The 16948-nt window shown below is 37.9% G+C and carries 13 protein-coding genes; 1 reads left to right on the top strand and 12 read right to left on the bottom strand.

What is annotated here, in order from left to right; all coding sequences use genetic code 11:
• Positions 1 to 160: 160 nt before the first annotated feature.
• The 5 genes from LT090_RS02415 to LT090_RS17235 form a co-directional block, all read right to left on the bottom strand.
• Positions 161 to 5794: a DUF6701 domain-containing protein gene (locus LT090_RS02415; RefSeq protein WP_068544951.1), complete on the bottom strand. Its 5634-nt coding sequence runs from the start codon at positions 5792 to 5794 to the stop codon at positions 161 to 163.
• Positions 5795 to 6160, bottom strand: a complete 366-nt coding sequence (locus LT090_RS02410) for a hypothetical protein (protein WP_157726586.1) — start codon at positions 6158 to 6160, stop codon at positions 5795 to 5797.
• A gap of 76 nt (positions 6161 to 6236) precedes the next feature.
• The gene (locus LT090_RS02405) at positions 6237 to 7079 is read right to left on the bottom strand and encodes a PilW family protein (protein WP_068544953.1); all 843 of its coding nucleotides are present in this window, start codon (positions 7077 to 7079) and stop codon (positions 6237 to 6239) included.
• Positions 7076 to 7636, bottom strand: a complete 561-nt coding sequence (locus LT090_RS02400; RefSeq protein WP_068544954.1) for a type II secretion system protein — start codon at positions 7634 to 7636, stop codon at positions 7076 to 7078. The genes LT090_RS02405 and LT090_RS02400 overlap by 4 nt, the downstream gene beginning before the upstream one ends.
• The gene (locus tag LT090_RS17235; RefSeq protein ID WP_068544955.1) at positions 7626 to 8123 is read right to left on the bottom strand and encodes a type II secretion system protein; all 498 of its coding nucleotides are present in this window, start codon (positions 8121 to 8123) and stop codon (positions 7626 to 7628) included. The genes LT090_RS02400 and LT090_RS17235 overlap by 11 nt, the downstream gene beginning before the upstream one ends.
• A 211-nt stretch (positions 8124 to 8334) precedes the next feature.
• Between LT090_RS17235 and LT090_RS02390 the strand changes: the two genes are divergently transcribed.
• Complete coding sequence (locus LT090_RS02390; RefSeq protein ID WP_162272302.1) at positions 8335 to 9993, top strand: PglL family O-oligosaccharyltransferase; 1659 nt, start codon at positions 8335 to 8337, stop codon at positions 9991 to 9993.
• A 77-nt stretch (positions 9994 to 10070) separates the two neighbouring features.
• Here LT090_RS02390 and LT090_RS17230 read toward each other — a convergent pair whose 3' ends face one another.
• The 7 genes from LT090_RS17230 to LT090_RS02355 form a co-directional block, all read right to left on the bottom strand.
• Positions 10071 to 10535: a prepilin-type N-terminal cleavage/methylation domain-containing protein gene (locus tag LT090_RS17230; RefSeq protein WP_068544957.1), complete on the bottom strand. Its 465-nt coding sequence runs from the start codon at positions 10533 to 10535 to the stop codon at positions 10071 to 10073.
• A gap of 166 nt (positions 10536 to 10701) precedes the next feature.
• Positions 10702 to 11328: a prepilin-type N-terminal cleavage/methylation domain-containing protein gene (locus LT090_RS02380; protein WP_068544958.1), complete on the bottom strand. Its 627-nt coding sequence runs from the start codon at positions 11326 to 11328 to the stop codon at positions 10702 to 10704.
• A 96-nt stretch (positions 11329 to 11424) separates the two neighbouring features.
• The gene (locus tag LT090_RS02375; RefSeq protein WP_068544959.1) at positions 11425 to 11910 is read right to left on the bottom strand and encodes a hypothetical protein; all 486 of its coding nucleotides are present in this window, start codon (positions 11908 to 11910) and stop codon (positions 11425 to 11427) included.
• Entirely contained in the window at positions 11910 to 13142 is a 1233-nt protein-coding gene (locus LT090_RS02370) for a type II secretion system F family protein (RefSeq protein WP_068544960.1), read from the bottom strand. The genes LT090_RS02375 and LT090_RS02370 overlap by 1 nt, the downstream gene beginning before the upstream one ends.
• Positions 13143 to 13152: 10 nt before the next feature.
• Entirely contained in the window at positions 13153 to 14865 is a 1713-nt protein-coding gene (locus LT090_RS02365) for a GspE/PulE family protein (RefSeq protein ID WP_068544961.1), read from the bottom strand.
• Positions 14865 to 16040 carry a tetratricopeptide repeat protein gene (locus tag LT090_RS02360; RefSeq protein ID WP_068544962.1) on the bottom strand — a complete coding sequence of 392 codons (1176 nt, stop codon included), beginning with the start codon at positions 16038 to 16040 and terminating at the stop codon, positions 14865 to 14867. The genes LT090_RS02365 and LT090_RS02360 overlap by 1 nt, the downstream gene beginning before the upstream one ends.
• Entirely contained in the window at positions 16037 to 16948 is a 912-nt protein-coding gene (locus LT090_RS02355; RefSeq protein WP_068544963.1) for an ExeA family protein, read from the bottom strand. Before LT090_RS02355 ends, LT090_RS02360 begins: the two co-directional genes overlap by 4 nt.

The raw sequence follows: 16948 nt of genomic DNA, 5'->3' as shown, positions 1-16948 counted from the left end.
GGACTAGTACATGATGAAATAAAACAATAGAAGGTAAAGACAACTGAGCCTCAATACTGCAATGGTATATTTTTATTGTATTGAGTTTATAACATGTATTCTTATTAGATAAAACTATTCGACAGCAATTACAATAAGCACATAAATTTCAATTATTTAATTACTTATCGATTTCTTTTTCACCAATAACTCTATCGCCTGTTTGATCGAAAACACCGAAGGTTGCAATTCCAAACGGATTTTCATCGAGCATTGAATTATCTTGCCAACCAAATTTCAACCATTGCGGTACCTCATAGGTAACGCCAATTTGCCCCGTTTCATCATCGATTGAATCAAGCATAATTGATAATACTTCACCATTTTTAAATGTGCTATTCGTTGGCTCTGTATCAAACTTGGCGACATCTGAAGGTGTTAAAGAGTCTAATTCACTTAAGACAAATTGCTCAATATCATAAATCGTACAGTTATCTTCAGTATTTATAATGAACTTTGTCCCATCGAAATGTTCAACTTGCGCAATTTGTTGAATCTCCGCATCTTCAGGTCCAAAAGTGTCATGAATAAACCATCGGCCGAATTTTATATCTATTTGACCGGCAACAGGATGCTCAACATTGTTAATTTCTTCGCCATTATCATTTGTGTTGCGTGCTGAAATACCATCAAAGTCGACGATTTCATCGATGATAACTTCTAATTGCCCAGTAAATGGCGCGATCAAAGCGTTAAGATTTCTTTCATACAAATAGTTATCAAGCGCGCTAAAACGATATATAACTTGGCCAGATTGCTCAGCCTCAGTCATAGGGTCAACTTCGCCAAATTCGATATTTGCCACTACCGTAAGCGGGGAGTCGTCTACGCCAAGCTGTTGATAATCAACAGTAGGGCTTGTTCTAGATACACTTTGTGCTGACAGTTTCATAAAGCCTTGGATATAGTTCTTAGTTATCTCACCACTGGCATTGTAAGGTGTGATTAATAGCTCTGGTGCAATATCATAAGAAATAGCGCCAATGTCGTTAGCGATGCCAATCGTTTCTCCAGTATAAGCAAATGTTCCACACTGACTGCCTAAATCGCCATTTTCAATAATCGTTTGTTTAAAATGGTGCGGAGTAAATCTGCCGATTGTATTTGAAGCGCTATTGATAACATAACCGCTATAATCACTATCTCGCGCCTCTAAATTAATTAACCCTACTTCAGAATAGCTACTTTGGTCGTCAAATGTTACACCTTCAACAAATGCTTGCGGTTCAATAAATGCTGTAACAAAGCTTCCATTTATTGCAGCTAGGTAACTCGCATTAAAGGCTGATAGCGTGCCATTACCGCCTAAAACGGGATCAATTGGCGCAGCTCTTGTGACCTTAAATTCAATACTCTGATTATGATCTGGCTGATAATTAGGTGTTATTTCACCGGTTTCACATTGAGCACTTAAAGAAATATTAAAATCAATACCCGCTTTTTCAATTTCACTACCATCTAATAAAGGCGAGTTCGGTAAGTTCTTATTCGCGCTAGCGACAAGTTTGGCCGGATAATGTAGAACATTAGTCACCCCTTCTAAATATAGCTGTTCAAAATCGCCAGTATTTTCAGTGAAATTAGCTCTGAGGTTAATTCGACCAGCGTCGTTATAACTAAAGTCATTGATTACCGCTTCCGCATTTTCGTCAAACATTAATAAGTATGACTTATCTACGCCAGCGGCATTCATAGCCACACCATCAATATAAGGAACTTGGGTACCAGTATTAGGCAACGAGTAATCAAAACTGAAATTTACGTTTTTCGGGCCAGTAAATGCGCCGACACATTGCAAACTACTTTCATCTTTCTTAACTGCTTTGATGGTGACCGGCTGACTAGAGCATGACACGTTATCCTGTACGTCTAATATAAATCCAGCATCAGCAAATGTAAGATCACAGCTTTCATTATCATCACCTAAATTTTGACAGAGGTAATCGCTACCGACGAGTGATAAGCTTGCCGTTGTTGGTTCGACGTGAGTAAAGCTTGCATTTACGCTTACCCCATTAACAATATTAATCGTCGCTTCAACATCACCATTTACAGCTAGAACAACACTGGTATTGATTGAATTATCAATCATATCGCAGCTACTATCAGCACATGCTTTTATAACAATAGGTTCGTATTGACATGTTAACCCTTCGCCATCATGGATTATTTGATAAACAGGTTCAGGCGGCTCACCCGTTATGCATGAAAACTCAATGGTTGAGTTGTCCTTTAGATCGATTTTCGCAGACGATACAGCTCCATATAAAACAGAACCACTTTCGATATGAAAATCACCTACAGAGTATATTAGAGCAGAAATCGCTACGTTCTTTTTCACATGAAATTTGTCGTATGAAATAATCAGGAAATCTCCTGGATTGCCACCGTCATTAAAGGTGCTGTTATCTCTTATGTCACTGTGACCATCAACAAAAAATCGAACCTTGCCCTCACCTACAATTTCAAAATGATGCTCAGTATCATCAGTATCAAGACTACCTATCCAATAGTCTCCTGGTGCAAATCGCACAGTAGCACTATCTTTCAATTTAAGTTCATTAATACGATATTCAAGTGTATTCGGGGAAAATTCGAGCACAGCATTTGATTTTACTTCAATAAAATCAAATTGATTTTCGTCTGGCCCTAAAACAACAGTGGTATTTTCTTCGACAATTTCGTCGACTGCACTTTCAGACTCTAAGAATGGGTCAAGGGATAACGGAGCAATTGCTGCACCGCTTGCGCTACAATCTGCATTTTGGCTAGGATCGAACGCGGGCTCGATACAAGACAAGCCATCACTATCAGAGTCCACGGTAATAGACTCTAGAACGGTATCTGGATTATGTAAAATTTTAGCATTGTTACCAAATTTTATATTCGGTTTCTTATCATCTGAAATAGTACTAAAACTTGTGGCGCCATCTACAAAAGGTGCAGCACACATTAGATCAGGCGGCTCAACAGGTGGCTCTACGCCAAGTTCACATTGATAATCTATTTCACTTAAATACGATGCATAAACGTTCGCGGCAGCGATCGCACCATTGATATAGCCTCTATTCCCTATGACGACATCATTTTGACTATAAATATGAGCATTAATTTCCACATTTTTATAAGGTGTAAGTACAGGAGCATCTGCTAAATTGATATTGTTGTATGCAAAAATAAATAAATCTTCTGGTTCGCCTAAATTATTTAGAGTATCACCTGAAGAAAAGTTAACGTCTGAGTTAATAAATAAACGTACAGTACCTTGCAATTCAAAAGTAACATCTTCTGCTATTACTAACGTATCTATCCAATAATCACCTGCTGCAAAAACAACATTACTGTTAGCCTCTATTTGCATTGTGGTTATACGATAATGATTATAATTATTGGTGAACGAGGCGGTTGAATTTTCATTAACTTGCACCTGTGAAAACTCATTCTCACCGGCGTCTCCAATATTACCATTGCCATTGATTGTAATGCTCAGGGAACTATTAGTAGATTTGAACACCCCAGGGTCAAACTCTTTACTAGGTACACCGTTAGCTTCACAAGGAGCAGTTTCACAAGTGTCTGTAAACAAATCAAAGTCTGGATTATTAACGGTTACTGAAGCAAGAGCGGTGTCAGGGTTATTCGTAATTTGCGAAAACTCTTCAAAGGTAATATGACCTAATGGATCATGATTAGTAGCACCGTCAATAAAGGTTACGTCACACAATTCGTCTGGGATCTCTATTGGCGGATTATAATCACAGCCATAAACTATTTGAGAGTCTTCTTCTACTTTAACCTTTTCAGCGCTTATAGCACCGACTAAGATTGAATCGGCCTTTATATGGAAATCATCTTCCCCATACATAAGAGCATAAATTTGTGCTTTCTCTTTGATATGTATTTGGTCATAGCTCACTAACCAAAAATTAGCAGGATCTCCGCCAACATTAATACGATTATTATCAAAAAAGTCGATATGCCCTGTAAAAAACATACGAACTAGACCATCGCCAACTACGTTTATAATTAAGTTTTCTGCATCTTGAGGTAAATTATCATTACCTTTTTTTGTCAAAAAGTTTTTTATCCAATAATCACCCGGAGCTAAATTTAAAGTCACCGTTTGATGCAATTTCAATGTGTCTATTCGATACTCGGAATATGCATTACTAAAATTTAAGTAACCATCATCTAATACTTCAATTTCACTATAATGATTTACGTTTTCATTACCGACTAAGCCCTGTTCACCTTTATTTATTACAACCGCTTCAGTTTGTGGATTGACAGTTTCTAAAAAAGAACCAAGAACCGGTTTTCCGGCAGGTTCACCTACTGCTGTACAGTGTTCATCTTCACATGATAACAACGTCGATTTATCATCAACTTTCACACTAGCCGCAGCCAAAATATTGTCAGGGTTGTTAATGATTTGTGTATCTTCACCAAAATCCACGCCATCATCTTGATTGCCAAAACTAGTCGCGCCATCTTGCCACCCAGTTTGACATGATAAACACTCTGCGTCAGAAAAGGTTATAACACAATTATCAACGCCATTCGCATCACAAATTGTGCCATTAGCAGATGGCGTTGTTGGGTTTGCAATTGCTAGCAGAGCATCACCAATATAACCATGACTAAAACTAGTGAGTATTTCACCTTCTGCCATAGTCAAAGTTGACTTGGTTATACCATTAACTTGAAAATCAAATTTCAACTCATCCGTATATAACTCATCACAAGCCTCATTCTTACAAGCTTTAATCGTGACAAACTCTGCCGTACAGGTGGAGCCATTGCCATTGTGAGAAATTTCAAAATGGTCAAATGTTTCTGCTGGGTCAATTGTTATTGTTGCCTCACCATCTCTTATATTTACTGCGCTTCCAGAAAAAATAACGCCATAAAACTCTCGAGTGACCTGATCAGGGATGAGAACAGTTGGAATCTCTATCTCAAGTGAGGTTTGCCCTGCATCGGGGTCTAAATTATATGCTTCAATGACAGTGTCATAATGTTCATCGGCTAATGCACTGCCGTCAACGGTTGTAAAATTAAAACTTATAATCTGATCAAAGTTATTAGGTATATCTTCCAACCTAACAGTAAGGGTCGCAACTGTACCTTGAGTTACTGTGACATCATCAACAACAATATAAGGAAAAGATGAATCATCATTCCCATCACCAGGGGTTTGCGAGGAATTACTTTCAACTTGTTGCCAATCACCAGTGCCATCACCAATTCGATGAATTGATTTTATTTTATTACCATTGCCATCAATAAACGCTTCTGTAGGGTATGGAAACTCGCAATTATTGCTTTGTTCTGCGTATCCATTGACGGTTAAATAATCAACTATATTATTGTCGCCATCGAGCAATAACATATCAAAACCATCAGCATCAAAAACAATTTTTGCCATATTTCCGTTGTTTTCGGTGGTATAAAACCAAGGGCAATCAGTACAGGCGATTGCATCACTCAAACTGATAATCATAGGATCAACATTACCAATGTTGGTATTTGAAAGTGATAAGGTATATGAAGATATATCTACCGTAGAGATTATTTCAGTTAGGATTTTAACCTCAATAAAATTAATATCAGAATTACCTGATGCATCATAAACTTCATTGATAGTAACTTGGCCTATCGCAGCAGAACATTGTTGCTCAGCGACACTTTTGAAGGGGAAAAATACAGTAAATACAATAGTTACTAATAATACTTTGTTTAACCAATAGTACATCTACAGGCTCCTTGCATCGATTTGCAATGTTCTCGACGTACTTACATTTCCTATATCACATACTCCGGTCGACGTTACAGTATAATAACTGACTCCCGACTCTACAAAACTGCTGCATTCGATATTATCGATTCTGCAATTTAAAAGCCCTTGAGTATTCGATATATTAGGCAGCGTCGCTGATGTTACATCTGCGCAACTTGCCGCGGAGGAGTTAAGTGGAAATAATATCTGCAAAGCCCATTGATTACCGACGCCTGCTGCTGCGTATGCTCTAGTACCAATAACTTCATAGCTTATATTTTCGCTAGAAGCGCGCATCATCTTTACCATAACAGCGGCCATCAAACTAAAAATAATAATCATAAAGATAGCCATAATTAAACTTGCACCACTTTGCAAGCAACGTGACTTGTAAGATCTATTTCGACTAAAAGCTTTGTTATGGGACATTAGTGATATGTACTCCATTTGAAAAAAATACACTTTCATTATTCTGAGTAAACTTTAAGTTAACTTGTACGATGGCATCACTTTGTAACTTCGCATCAAATGCAAAAGGGTAACCTTCCGATAGATCTATATGTTCAGCCATAAGCACACCACCATTAATGATAGTAGGCGCAGGGTTATAACCATAGCCTTCGCTGCGTCGCAATTCACCGGCTGAGACACAATAGCTTACAGGTTGCGAAACGATAAACAATCGCTGATTGGGAGACTCTACTTCAAAAGAAAAATCGCTTTCCGCTAAATTAATTGTCCAACGTGTTGTTGCATCTTTATCAATCGTTGTAAGTTTTACCGATTTACTAATATTTGCATGGTCATAGGCATCATGAGCACTGATTGGATAAACAACAACTCGATCTTTAGTGTTAAAAGTAGGTGTATAATCAATACTTGGCTGAACAATATCAACAGTGCCAGCCGTTATAGGAAATATAGGAATTTCGAGATAGATGCTATTTACCAGTACAGGGACAAATTCTAGACATTGAGTATCACCGTTATTGTCGATAATTCGAATTGAATTGGGTAATGCATTTCTCAATTCACGATTCAATCGCTCAACCGCAAAGCGTGCATCGCTTATTAACAAATCTCGAGATGACACATTTTTATAGACGTTAGAGCCTATGTTAATAAAGCCAATAAAACCTACCGAGATAATTCCTAAAATAGCAATAACCAACACTAGTTCCAGTAAAGTAAAACCACTAGTTTTTCTAGACAATGGGCCATAGTGGGGAACTCTAAAATTATTTTTAATTAATCCTATCATTCGAAATTCGCTTTATAATTCGCAAATGTAATTGAGGTGCCTAGTGGAGTAGTTACCGTAATTGAAATCAATTTGGCTAGAGAGCTATTTTCTTCGCTGCCATCAGCCAAGTAAACATCAGATATTCCATCATAATTATTGTCATAGAAAACTTGGACATTGACACTAAACCCCACATATAAACCACTTATGTTGCTACCTAGTGCATCTTCAAAATTACTTAATCCATTAAAATCATCGACATCATTGTAGCTTGTCCGTTCTTCACTCTCATTACCTAAGTTGGCAGACGCTGTACACGCTTGCCATCCTGTTTCATTGCACCGTAATACCCCTCCCGATAAGTCACTGTTTTGATCAAATGCCTTTGAAGTAATTTCATTCATCAAACTTTGACCCAATTCAGCCGCTCGAATTAAATGAATTTGATCAGCGCTTTGCTGCTCGCGCGGAAGCATAGCCGCCATAATGAAGCCAATACCAATAACCATCATGGTCATTCCGATAATGAGCTCTATTAACGTAAATCCATGCTGTTTTCTAAGATTAACAATCATGAATATATCCCTGCGCTTCAATACAAATTGATGCGCTGTCATTGCCGTTAGCAAATTCGATAATACAAATACGTGAACCAAATCCTGTGCACTCTTCAGCTGTGCCTAACGAATTAAAAGTAAATGTATTGGTCGATAATGACCTAATAGTCACCGTAGAGTCGGCAGGAATTGCAAAGCCTAAATTATTGCTATCCCAATCGGGCACAAGAGACGGTACACTGCAATTATTTGACTGGCCGTAGCCTTGATTAGTTAAAAGAATTTGATGACAAGAATTCGCATCTGTTTGCTGCATTGCTTGCTGCTGAATTAAGCGCAAACTAGAAATCATTTGATCTCGGTATACATAGGCATCAAAGCTACTGACTCCTATAAATCGTGGCGCTACAGTGACGGCTAGAATGGTGACTATCAAGATCACCACAACTAGTTCAATTAATGTTACGCCAGACGTTTTTCCAACGCTGCTTATATTTACTTTCAAACGACACCTTAACAGTCAAAAAAACTCGCTAATAAATTAGCATCTTACACCAATATAGATCATATTATTAAGACTATAACATATTGATTAAAAAACAATGATTGCAATATGTAATCTTACTTTTGGCGTGATGATGACAACCAATTTCAATCTCTTTAACTACTTCAAAATATCATTAGTCTTACTATTTACGTTAGGCATGCATTTTTTTATGCCTAACCCTGGAGGCTCTGGTTTATATTTTGCCTTTAACGTGATGACATGGCTATTTATGTCAATTTTCATAGGATTAGGACTTTGGCAAGTAACGCTAAATAAAAAACTCTACTACAGCACGTTCCACGTCATTAGCGGTGCAGCACTAGCACTCCTTATTCTTCCGCTGTCTTTTGGTAGCCCATTTTCTGAGTATGCAATCCCACGATTAATTGGATTAGCAACAGGTTTATTGTGTCTTTTGGCTATTGCGCAATTTGAAATTGGTAAAGTGCAAAGACAAACGATGCTAGCAATAGTAATTATTGGCGTATTAATTGAGGCCCTTAGCGGTATTTTTCAACTTTATATTCCTGATTTAGTGCGCTCACTACCTTTTATTCCTGCGATTAAGAATCCAAGTGGTGTATTTCAACAAACCAATGTGATGTCATCTTTTATGACAACCGGCATAGTTCTGAGCTTTTATTTATTGGCGCAGCGTAAATTTATATCGAACCGTTTGTTTAAACGTAAATTGTCGTGGCAGTTAATAATTTTAATTACCATACCTTTAGCAAGTTTTATCCTTTGTTATATTCAATCAAAAACAGGTATTTATGGGCTAATTATCGCCCTTATTATGCTAACTCCTTATTTACTCGCAAATCGCTCTAAAACTATTTTCTTAGCTGCTTTGTTGTTGATTGTTGGTTCAACTGTCGGCGCTTTGGCCAAACCAGAGCCGATACAAGATCCTGCGAAGATTAAACCACTATTTGAAACCGAAGACGTGCGCACTGACATAATTGGCATTGGTTTTGAGTTAATTAAACAAAACCCAATTGGCGGTTATGGCTATGGTAATTTTGAAAAGACCTATCGAGAATATCATTTAGCAAAAGCTAGAGCTAATAGCGAGACACCAATGCCAATTAACAACCTAGCTCATCCACACAACGAAATATTACTCTGGGGAATAGAAGGAGGCGTAGTCGCCCTACTCGGTATTTTACTTTTTGCTGTCGCCTATCTAAGCTTATTTTATAAACAACACATTGTTAAAACACTCACTTTTTTTGCGTTGATCACGCCTTTACTGTTACACAGCCAAACTGAATACCCTTTTTATCATTCAGCCATTCATTGGTTAGTGTTCTTGCTTATTATTAACGCCAGCATATTTGCGACAGGCAATGTTCGCTCTATAGCTTTGTCACAAACGTTTGCAGTAAGAACTTTTGCATTAATAATCCCGATCGTTGCCATTCCATTTTTATTAACGACTCTTCAAACCGGTTATATTGTTGAAAAGTATAAACGCGAAAATTATCGGCACCCAGAACAGTTACTTAGTATCATAAACCCAACTGTGTGGGCTGAAGAAATAGTTTTTGTGCAAACCACATTAAAATTTTACGATGGCAAAGACCAACTCGATGCAAAATTATTAACAGAATATATTGATTGGGCAAAAGTATACCTCGAGCGTAAGCCTCGAGAAGAAATGTATAACAATATAGCGATGGCATTGCAGATATTGAAAAAGTTGCAACAACCTTATAATGAAGGTGAAGCAATTAAATTGTTAATGGATGCCCAACGATTATTTCCAAAGAGACAGATGTGGGGTTTAGATAGTGGGTCGCTAAAAGCTCTAGGTTCTAGGTTCTAGGTTCTAGGTTCTAGGTAAATATCAGGCAATAAAAAACCGCGATAAACGCGGTTTTTTTTTTGTTAATAGTGTTTAGATTAACAACCTTCAACAGCACCTGATGCTTCTGTTACTGAAGTAATTGTTGGACGAGTTTCAGTGTTTGCAATAGAAGATGAATCGTAAGTTACATTACAATTTGCACCAGTTGCTTCTGAATGAGTCCATGTTGCTGCCGCACCTGATGCATCGAATGTGATTGCATCATCAGATATTTCTACCGCTAATTCAATCGAAGCATTTGTTGGGTAACCATAAGTCAATTCAATTGGAGTATCACCAATGTTGATAGTACCATTTTCAGCAGTTTGACCTTCAATTAATGCTTTAGCATGAACAATTTCTGTTGCCGAATTTACTGAGCCTTCTACGCCTTCCATAACGGCAGAACGTGCATCACCAGTTAAATCGATAAATTTAGGCGCTGCAGTTGCTGCTAAAATACCTAAAATAACGATTACGATTACTAATTCAATTAGCGTAAAACCTTTGTTGTTAGACATATTCATTCTCTCTTAAAAATATTTAATTTGTATAAACTGATTTAATGAAGCCATTGTAAATTAAAAGTTAACAGTTAGTTGTTATTGTTTGTTTTCCTTTGTACTAGATTGTAAAAGCTACGTAACAACATGTTGTACTGAACGATTAATAAACTTAAAAGGAGCTTTACGGCTTATTAATAATTACAAAACTTGTTGCTGGCTGATAACTAAAGTTATTACCTGTGTCTTCTGGTAAGCCAGTGATTGGCCCATAACTATCACCTGTTTTAGGTAACGTTTCTTTTAATATATACACACAGTAATTAAAATCACCTACACCTGACGTCGTTACATAGTACTTGTAGCTATCACCATCTACTCCGTTCAAATCAGCCATATTGCTGGTTAAAAGCGGTGGTTGTTGCAAAATGTTGTTCCAAATATCAACACAGTCGGTCGCTGATAAACTTAAATCGCCATCGCCATCATCAAGAGCAATTGGATAACCCGAGCGAACACCTGTTGTTGCATTCTCATCAGTTAAGATAAGGTCACTGCCATCATAATTAACGGTATTAAAAGTACCATCTGTTTGTCGGCCTTCAGCTTCCCATTGCGCACGAGCTAAAGACACGCCAGTTGCAAAGCCTCCAGCCATACCATCGACACTGGCTTGCTTAGCTTGTTCGGTAAGGTCTATAAACTTTGGTAATGCTGTCACGGCAAGTAAGCCTAGTAACACCACAACCACAACGAGTTCAATTAGGGTGAAACCATGAGTTCTGGCGTTTGTTTTAATTGTTTTTTTCATAACTTCCTCGTTAGGACTCTACTTTTAACTCTAATAGAGATCTATTTAAAATCAAATTGTTAATTAACACAAGTTATTAATATTTATTAGTTTTTACTAATTAGTCTTATTAAACACTTTACCATTGAGTGAATGGTATTCAATATACAGTCGATCATTTAACATAAATCGACATGTACGAGCGCTTTTTTTGGATTGCGATTTAACTTCAATAACAAACATTGGTTCATTCATTGCAATCAATTCTCTTTCCATAACCGATTTCCAAATTCGTTCACAGGCCAAAAAATCTAATTTTGAATCTGGCCAACCAAATTTGTTTACCCGTACTTTCATATCGCCGGCCGAATCATCATCTGTATACGCTGCTCTTACCTTTACTAAACTCGGTTTTCCGGTAACCAACCATTGAGCATGAATCAAACTTAATCTACTGCTAAGCTGGCCACTGATATTCGCTAGATTGGCCTTTACCATATTTTCTTGATTCTTACTGAAATAGCGCCAAAACACGGACATCAATATTGCGATTATCAGTACAATCACCACACCATGAAATTGACTATTTCCTGTGGTTTTCATTAGCCACCTTGCACCACTGAGAACATATCCCACATCGGTGTAAATATACCTAATGCCAAAATCAGAACCAACACAGCCATGATCACAATTAAGATAGGTTCGATTCTATCGGTCAATGTTTTTAATTCGTAATCGACTTCACGATCATAATATTCACCAACTTCATTGAGTAATTCATCGATACGGCCTGTTTCTTCACCAACGGCAATCATTTGCAGTACTAACGGAGTAAATAAACCGCTTGAAGTTGCAGTTCTTAATAATGTTTCACCTGTCTCGACACGTTTTCTCATGGCGATGACACTTTCAGCCATATAGGTATTACCTATTGATTCTGCGGATAAGTTTAAACACGTAGTTATCGGAACACCCGCTTTTAATACGATCGCAAAACTATTTGAAAAACGAGCTAGCAGTGAGCGCTCAATAATACTGCCAATAATTGGTAAGCTTATTTTTCGTTTATCCCAACTATATAAACCGTTTTCTGTCGCTAAATAGCGATTAACCATAACGAAAGCCAAAATCATCGCAACAATCATATAAAGCCAATAATCTACAAAAAAATTGGAACTGGCAATCAACATTTTTGTAGCAAGCGGAAGTTCGGTTTTGAAGCTTGCAAACAAATCGGTAAACACAGGAATAACAAAGATGTTTAATATAAACATTGCCGCTATTAAAAATAGTACTACAAACATTGGGTAGCGCATGGCTTGTTTTACATTCTTTTTAGTGGTCTCTTCACGCTCAATGTATTCAGCAAGTTTGGCAAACGAAATGCTCAATTGACCAGTGCTTTCACCGACAAGTACAAGTGATATTACTAACTTATTAAACACTTTAGGATGATGGTTCATTGCTGTCGAAAGCGTAAAACCTTTTTCTAATTTGATTAGCACATCCTGCAAAACATCTTTCAGCGCGACCGCCTTTGTTGTATCGATTAAACCTCTAATAGCATTAAGGATTGGTACACCTGACTTAAGCAATGCATACATTTGACGACAAAACATGATCATATCAACTGGTTTTACTGTTTTAGAAACAAAGTATTTACCAATATCTATGTCACGGCTGGAGTTGTTTGCGACGGCAGCAGTTTTAATGGTTATCGGTATTACACGCTGTTTTGTTAATTGCTCAGCAACAGCGTTACTTGAGCTAGCCTCTAAAGTGCCCGATATTTTTTTGCCTTGAGCATCTCGTCCAATGTAATGAAAAATAGCCATAATCTATCTTTTAACCTAAATCTAGCGTTTCAGCTAAACGTAAAACTTCTTCAACAGTTGTTACACCCTGTTGAGATAAATCATAGGCTGCTAATGCTAAAGGTCGATAGTTTTCGCTATTTTGAGCCGCTAAAGTAAATGCAACAGTGTCATCTCGCTTAAGCGCATCCATCATAGTGTCGTCGAGTTCAAGTAATTCAAATACGCCAACACGACCGCGATAGCCGGTATAGTTACATGACTGACAGCCATCACCACAGTAATAAGTAGTTTCGCTTAGTGCGCCACTTAAGTTTTCTAACCAAATCTTTTCTTGAACTTTTAATTCGTATTTTGTCTTACAGCTATGACAAATCTTTCTGACTAAACGTTGAGCTAATATAGCGCGCAAAGATGAGCTAACTAAAAACCCAGGAGCGCCCATATCAAGTAAACGAATAGCACTGCTGATAGCATCATTAGTATGCAGTGTTGATAACACCATATGACCGGTCAAAGCGCCACGCAAACCAATTTCGACGGTTTCATTATCCCGCATTTCACCAACCATCAAAATATCCGGATCTTGACGCAATGTTGTACGTAAAACTCTTGAAAAAGTGAGCCCTATTTTGTCACTAACTTGTACTTGGTTAATTCTTGGCAGTCGGTATTCGACCGGATCTTCCACCGTAATGATTTTCTTGGTTGACTGATTAAGCTCAGAAAGCGCCGCATAAAGAGTCGTTGTTTTACCTGAGCCTGTTGGGCCTGTAACTAAAACCATGCCATTGGGGCGGGTGATTTGAATCCTGATTCTATCGATTAAGTTTTGTGGCAGTCCTGATTGCTCTAAGGTGATTAAGCCATCGGTTTGGTCAAGTAAACGCATAACCACAGACTCACCCATTTGCACCGGCATGGTTGACATACGTACGTCAATTTCGTGACCTTTGATACGCAAATGAAAGCGTCCGTCTTGTGGTAATCGTTTTTCAGAGATATCGAGCTTTGCCATTAGCTTTAATTTTAAAACTAATGCGTTGGCTATTTTTGCTTGCTCGATGACGCTTTCTTGTAAAATACCATCAACACGTTGACGGATCCTCAATTGGTCTTTTTCTGGCTCAATATGTATATCTGACGCTCGCATCTGCACGGCATCTTCAAATACTGATTGCAGTAGTTTATCAACCGTTGCATCACTGCTATCTTCACCACTACCGATATTACTAAAATCGATATCGGCGCTATCACGATACTCTTCTTCAAGTTGGCTGGCAAAAGATGCGATTTGAGCGGTACGACGATATAAATTATCAAAGGCGTTAAACAATTGAGATTCTGTAACAGCCGCTAAACTGATGGTTCGAGGGGCAAGATACACTTCAAGCTGATCAATCGCACCTAAATCTGCAGGGTCGCTCATACCAACTAATACTGTGCTGTCATCAAACTCAAGTACTAATGCGCGCAATCTACGAGCATGAACTTCCGGAAGTAAACCAACTACCTCTGGAGAAATAAATCGTTGAGTGATATCAATAAAAGATAAATTTAATTGCTTCGCCAAAAACTGTAATAATTGTCTCTCACTAATAAACTCTAACTCTATTAGAGAATCACCTAGCTTACGATGAGTGGTATTTTGTAACTGCAATGCATGGCTAAGTTGGTCTTCAGAAATAATATTCTCTTCAACCAATAAATCACCAAGACGTTTTTTTAATTTTGGTGTTGCCATTAATTCTCTCCTAACTCGGCCAGACGCTGCAGTGCAAAATCTGTCGATGTTTTTGACATCTGATCTAATGCAATTGCTTTTTTATAGGCGCTTATCGCACCACTATATTGTTCATTACTATCATACGATATCGCTAATGCTAACCACCAACGACCTTGGTCAGGGCGCATGACTAATAATTTATTATAGGCACTAATCGCAGCCGAATGATGACCACTTTGCACAGCCATATTTGCCAACGCTAGTTGATAATCTATCGCATTATTATCATCAAGCTCATTCAGTACTCTAAATGCTTGAGTGTACTTCCCTTCAGTAGCTAGGATCCTAGCAAGCATCAGTCGGTACTCGGCATGCATCGGAGAAATTACTATGCCTTGGCGTAATAGATTTTTCGCATGATTAAAGCGTTGCTGCCCAAACCAAAGTGCAGCCAACTCTTGTCTAGCTTCGAATAAATACGGTTGTAAAATAATTGCTTCTTCAAGCAGTGATTCACCTAAAGGTAACTTGCCATCATTTAATGCGCTCTTTGCACGGCTTAACTTAGTGGCAGCAAGTTCCGCCGGCGTAGGTTGCTTTTTCGAAATGGTTAAACTCGAATTCACATTAGGCCTGGTGGCGCTTTTAACAATTTTTGGCTTGGCTACTATTTCTGTGTCTTGCTGCTTTACGACGTTATTTTTAATAGCATTAACTGCTATATCTTCATTTTTATCTTTTTCACTATTAACGACTGTTTTAACAATCTTTGGCTTTATCGCCTGTGTCACTGCAGTTTTCTCTTCAACTACTTGTTCTGTTGCTACGACAACTGTTTGTGCAGCAAGTTTATCGTTATTCTCATTGTTATCAATTTGAGAATTGCTTACCACTAACTCAGTGGCAGCAGCTTCACCTTGGCTTATTTTTTCAACAGGTGCTTTTACTAGATGTTGAGAGTTTAATTTTTCACTACTAATATCCTCACCAATAACCTTGTCGTTATTGGAAGAATTTTGCATATAATACATCGCCGATACGGAAATTAGTGCGGTCAGCAAAATTACTGAAATTAGCATCACATAGTTTGTTTTTTGCTGCGTTACAACATAACGACTGTGTTGACTCTCTGCTTTACCCGCGCCATCTTTGCGCTCATCAAGATCTTTAAGCATTTCATTAATAACGCTCATAACACGACCTCGATATAATTAAGTCCTAATGCTGAGATAGCTACCGTCGCACTCACTAAAGTCGCAACGACTAACGGCCAACGGAAAAATCCAATTTGCTTGGCTGACTCAGTATCTTTAATCGCGAGCTTGATATCTTTAGCACTTGCTTGGTATTTTCCTTGACCATAGGTAAGCATTAAAACTTTGTGACAAATGACATTAACCAATCGTGGGATCCCTTTACTTGCTTTGGCAATCTTTTTACAAATGCTGTGGGTAAATAAATCATTTCCCTTATAACCTGCAACTCGTAATCTATGTTCTATGTAATGACTAACTTCATGTGCTGTCATTGCACGTAATTTATAAGAAAAACTTATTCGCTGTTTCAGTTGTCTAAATTTTTGCTCGTTCAATCGTTGGTCTAGTTCAGGTTGTGCGAATAGTACAACCTGTAAAAGTTTTCGACTCTCTGTTTCTAAGTTGGTAAATAAACGCAATGCTTCGAGGCTCTCTTCTGGTAAAGCTTGTGCTTCGTCCAATATTAAAACCACTGAGTGATTGTCATTATTAAGCTCAAGTAAACGTTTTTGAATGCGGTCATTTAACAAGTTAACATTCATTCTCTGTGCCTGTTTAATGCCTAACTCGATTGCCACAGCTCTTCTTAATTCATCGGGCTGTAAATAAGGGTTAGGTATATAAGCGGTAACAAAATGACTAGGGATCTCATTCAAAAGCTTTCGACAAATTAATGTCTTTCCAGTGCCAACTTCACCAGTAACTTTTATAAACCCTTCACCATTTTTCAGAGCAACAAGTAACACTTCTAGGGCTTCATTATGAGGCTGAAGCCCGAAAAAGAAATTTGTATTCGGCGTTAGAGTAAACGGCAACTCAGTTAAGCCAAAGTGATACAAATACAT

Source organism: Thalassotalea crassostreae, assembly GCF_001831495.1.
Lineage (GTDB): Bacteria > Pseudomonadota > Gammaproteobacteria > Enterobacterales > Alteromonadaceae > Thalassotalea_A > Thalassotalea_A crassostreae.
The sequence above is the reverse complement of the archived record's forward strand: the minus strand, read 5'-3'. Positions and strand labels throughout refer to the sequence as shown.

Coding starts and splice junctions, on each gene's coding strand:
- LT090_RS02415 (WP_068544951.1), bottom strand. CDS start 5,794: ATGTACTATTGGTTAAACAAAGTATTATTAGTAACTATTGTATTTACT.
- LT090_RS02410 (WP_157726586.1), bottom strand. CDS start 6,160: ATGATTATTATTTTTAGTTTGATGGCCGCTGTTATGGTAAAGATGATG.
- LT090_RS02405 (WP_068544953.1), bottom strand. CDS start 7,079: ATGATAGGATTAATTAAAAATAATTTTAGAGTTCCCCACTATGGCCCA.
- LT090_RS02400 (WP_068544954.1), bottom strand. CDS start 7,636: ATGATTGTTAATCTTAGAAAACAGCATGGATTTACGTTAATAGAGCTC.
- LT090_RS02390 (WP_162272302.1), top strand. CDS start 8,335: ATGCCTAACCCTGGAGGCTCTGGTTTATATTTTGCCTTTAACGTGATG.
- LT090_RS17230 (WP_068544957.1), bottom strand. CDS start 10,535: ATGTCTAACAACAAAGGTTTTACGCTAATTGAATTAGTAATCGTAATC.
- LT090_RS02380 (WP_068544958.1), bottom strand. CDS start 11,328: ATGAAAAAAACAATTAAAACAAACGCCAGAACTCATGGTTTCACCCTA.
- LT090_RS02375 (WP_068544959.1), bottom strand. CDS start 11,910: ATGAAAACCACAGGAAATAGTCAATTTCATGGTGTGGTGATTGTACTG.
- LT090_RS02370 (WP_068544960.1), bottom strand. CDS start 13,142: ATGGCTATTTTTCATTACATTGGACGAGATGCTCAAGGCAAAAAAATA.
- LT090_RS02365 (WP_068544961.1), bottom strand. CDS start 14,865: ATGGCAACACCAAAATTAAAAAAACGTCTTGGTGATTTATTGGTTGAA.
- LT090_RS02360 (WP_068544962.1), bottom strand. CDS start 16,040: ATGAGCGTTATTAATGAAATGCTTAAAGATCTTGATGAGCGCAAAGAT.
- LT090_RS02355 (WP_068544963.1), bottom strand. CDS start 16,948: ATGTATTTGTATCACTTTGGCTTAACTGAGTTGCCGTTTACTCTAACG.